Annotated in this window: 4 protein-coding genes and 1 pseudogene; all 5 read left to right on the top strand. The window is 40.9% G+C overall.

Annotated elements, in window-relative coordinates:
* Window positions 1-1166: hemolysin family protein (locus tag WKF69_RS09015; protein ID WP_340381269.1), on the top strand; the 1166-nt coding region annotated here is incomplete at its 5' end.
* A gap of 13 nt (window positions 1167-1179) precedes the next feature.
* On the top strand, window positions 1180-1881 hold the full coding sequence (locus WKF69_RS09010; RefSeq protein WP_340381268.1) for a 16S rRNA (uracil(1498)-N(3))-methyltransferase: 702 nt from the start codon (window positions 1180-1182) through the stop codon (window positions 1879-1881).
* Window positions 1878-2549 (top strand): DUF4159 domain-containing protein, encoded by a 672-nt coding sequence (locus WKF69_RS09005; RefSeq protein ID WP_340381267.1) that lies wholly within the window; start codon window positions 1878-1880, stop codon window positions 2547-2549. Before WKF69_RS09010 ends, WKF69_RS09005 begins: the two co-directional genes overlap by 4 nt.
* 1 nt (window position 2550) lies before the next feature.
* Window positions 2551-3051 carry an acetyl-CoA carboxylase biotin carboxyl carrier protein subunit gene (locus WKF69_RS09000; RefSeq protein WP_340381266.1) on the top strand — a complete coding sequence of 167 codons (501 nt, stop codon included), beginning with the start codon at window positions 2551-2553 and terminating at the stop codon, window positions 3049-3051.
* Between the two features lie 117 nt (window positions 3052-3168).
* Window positions 3169-3551 (top strand): annotated as a pseudogene (locus WKF69_RS08995) (GMC family oxidoreductase); the annotation flags it as partial.

The following is a 3551-nucleotide window of genomic DNA, read 5'->3' as shown; positions in this document are numbered from 1 at the left end:
AGCACCTGGATGGATATTTAGCCGCAACCCAGTTGGGGATAACTCTTGCCTCCCTTGGACTTGGTTGGGTAGGGGAAGAAGTGATGACCGATATTGTGACAAGATTTTTTCATCTTTTCGATATTGACACTAGCACAGCTGTAGCTACAAATATTGGACATGTTCTGGCATTTGCAATAATCACAGTCCTTCATATTGTTTTCGGTGAGCTTGCTCCTAAATCTTTGGCAATACAACGGCCTATAGGAACCACTATGGGAATCGCCCTGCCACTTCATTTTTTCTATCTCGTATTTAGGCCATTTATTTGGCTTTTGAACGGATTTGCTAATTTCATCCTTAAGCTTTTGGGAATAAGTACCATTGGAGGTCATGAAGCTCATCACAGTTCGGAAGAGCTTCAATATTTGCTCGACCAGGGCAAGGAGAGCGGTGCATTGGAAAACAATGAACATGAACTCATAAAGAATGTATTTGATTTTAATGAGCGGGTGGTGAAGAATATAATGGTTCCAAGGACAAAAATTTCGGGCATCGAATTAAATACTCCCCATCGCGAACTGCTTGATCTTATTATTCATGAAGGTTATTCCCGAATTCCTGTTTATGACGAAACCATTGATAAAATAGTAGGGATAGTTCACGCAAAGGATACTATTCCGCTTTTAGCGGATAATAAGGAATGTGTGTTAAAAGATATTATTCGCAAGCCTTACTTTATTCCAGAGACGAAAAAGATCAATGACCTGCTGAGCGAGCTGCAGTTAAAGCGGATTCAGATAGCCATCGTACTTGATGAGTTTGGAGGTACAGCCGGAATGGTAACCCTTGAGGATATCGTTGAAGAGCTTGTTGGTGAGATTCAGGATGAATATGACGAAGAGAAGCCGATCGTCAATAAAGTATCGTCAACAGAGTTCATTATTGACGCTACAGCTTCTATATACGATGTGAATGAATACCTTCCTCATGATCTGCCTGAAGATGGTGATTACGATACGGTTGCGGGACTGGTTAGTGAGATCTTTGGTAGAATACCCGAGGTGGGTGAAGCCCGTGAATACAATGGTTATAACATCACTATCCTGAAAAAGGCAGATCAGAATGTGGAATCCGTCAAGCTGGAGCTGGTCATCGATAACGATGATGTCGTTGATATCCGATAAATGAAAACTGCGGATGCATATTTTCTATACACCGGATCTTACCTCAGACAACTATAACCTTAGCGAAGAAGAAAGTAAGCACTGTGTAAAAGTCCTGCGTCTCCAAAAGGGTGATGAAGTACAACTTGTAGATGGTAAAGGCGGTTTTTATAGCGCAGTAATTGACGACCCTCACCCCAAACGAACTTCTTTGAAAATCATTAAGGTGCAGCAAGAGTATGGTAAGCGTAACCATAAGCTTCATATCGCCGTAGCTCCGACTAAAAACATTGAACGGATTGGATGGTTCCTCGAAAAAGCAACCGAGATAGGAATTGATGAGATTACGCCCTTAATCTGTGAAAGATCCGAGCGCAAAGATTTGAAGACAGATCGGCTGAATAAAGTCATTACCTCTGCCGTAAAACAATCAATAAAAGCATATCATCCTAAATTAAATGAACCAGTAAGATTCAAGGATTTTATTGGTTCTGTTTCCAGCGCTCAAAAATATATTGCCCACTGTATCGATGGTGAAAAATTTCCGTTAAAAGATATGATCGAATTGAATTCTGATTATCTTGTAATGATCGGTCCGGAAGGAGATTTCAGTCCGTCGGAAGTTAAAGAGGCTCTTGAAGCTAATTTTTTGCCGATTGCTCTTGGTACCTCCAGATTAAGGACTGAAACCGCTGCTCTTGAAGCATGTTTTGAGATAAATTTTCTTAATAGATGAAGACTTTTATAAAAGCCGGTTTCATTGTTTTATTTATTCTGATTTCCGGAGTAATATCGTCTTTTAAAGCCCCAAGCTATAAGATTGCCAAGATGAAATATAATGGCGGGGGAGATTGGTATGCAAACCGAACGGCCTTGCCCGAACTGATCAGCTTTTGCAATAAGAATCTGGGTACTAATTTTGATAAGGATGAAGCTGTGGTGGAAGTCGGGAGTGCGGAAATATTCAACTACCCATTTGTGTATTTAACCGGTCATGGAAACATAGTTTTCACTGATCAGGAAGCCGATAATCTCAGGAAGTATCTTACAGGCGGCGGATTTTTGCATATAGACGATAATTATGGACTCGATAAATTTATTAGGCCGCAAATGAAGCGGGTTTTTCCGGACCTGGAATTTATCGAATTGCCATCCGATCATAGTTTATATAACCAGAAATTTAAATTTCCCGGCGGACTCCCAAAGATCCATGAGCACGATGGAAAACGGCCCCAGGGATTTGCTCTGATATATAAGGGCCGGGTTGTTTGCTATTACACATTTGAATGTGATCTGGGTAATGGCTGGGAAATAGCGGGAACTTACTCCAGTGATTCTGAAGAAACTCGTCAGAAGGCGTTGAAAATGGGCGCAAATTTAGTTCAATACGCTTTGACCCAATAGCATGTTTAAAATAAAGGTTAACGAACAGTACGATTTTGAAGTGCGATCTGAAAAAGGTGAAGTACTTTTAGATGGTGAACCGCTCCGACTTGACATTTACCAAATTAACAAAAACTCCTTTAACATTCTTCATCAAAATCGCTCGTATAATGCAGAGCTTGTTGAATTTGACAAAAATGCGAAGACTTGCTCAGTAAGAGTCAATAGCAATATATATACAATGTCTCTTACCGACCAATTTGACGAATTGCTTCATAGGCTGGGAATGGATAATCTGAGTACGCTAAAAGTTTCAGAGCTGAAGGCGCCAATGCCGGGTTTGGTTCTAAAGGTTCTCGTTAAAGAAGGGGAAGAGGTTAAAAAGGGCGCCAACCTCCTGATACTGGAAGCTATGAAAATGGAGAACATCATTAAATCGCCTGCCGATGTTATTGTGAAATCGATAAAAATTAATCCTTCGGATAAAGTTGAAAAAAATCAGGTCATGATCGTTTTCGCCTAGCAATTCTTTTATAATTCTAAACAAACATTTCCGGCAGAAATAATTCTTTATGAATTGAAATATTGCTTATTTTAAAGGAAACTTTGGATCAGAAGTTTTGTAAATAATATTTTCACAATGGCTATAGAAATTAAAACCAAGGGAGAGTTATACGATATATGTATAGTGGGCTCGGGTGCCGGCGGCGGAATGGCCGCTAAAGTCTTGACTGAAGCGGGCTTAAAGGTTGCTTTGCTCGAGGCTGGTCCTGATTATGATCCAGCTAACCCGGAACAGCAAACCCAGCTAAAATGGCCTTACGAGTCTCCGAGAAGAGGAGCTAACACCAACAGGCCTTTCGGCGATTTTGATGCGGCGTACGGCGGGTGGGAAATAGAAGGTGAACCGTATACTAAGGCTAAAGGAACCGAATTCGATTGGTTTCGTTCCAGGATGCTTGGAGGCCGTACAAACCATTGGGGCAGAATTTCGTTACGCTTTGGCCCGAATGATTTCAAAAG

The sequence above is a fragment of the Daejeonella sp. genome (assembly GCF_037719425.1).
Classification (GTDB): Bacteria; Bacteroidota; Bacteroidia; order Sphingobacteriales; family Sphingobacteriaceae; genus Daejeonella.
This window is presented reverse-complemented; position numbering and strand designations above follow the sequence as displayed.

Coding starts and splice junctions, on each gene's coding strand:
- WKF69_RS09000 (WP_340381266.1), top strand. CDS start 2,551: ATGTTTAAAATAAAGGTTAACGAACAGTACGATTTTGAAGTGCGATCT.
- WKF69_RS09005 (WP_340381267.1), top strand. CDS start 1,878: ATGAAGACTTTTATAAAAGCCGGTTTCATTGTTTTATTTATTCTGATT.
- WKF69_RS09010 (WP_340381268.1), top strand. CDS start 1,180: ATGCATATTTTCTATACACCGGATCTTACCTCAGACAACTATAACCTT.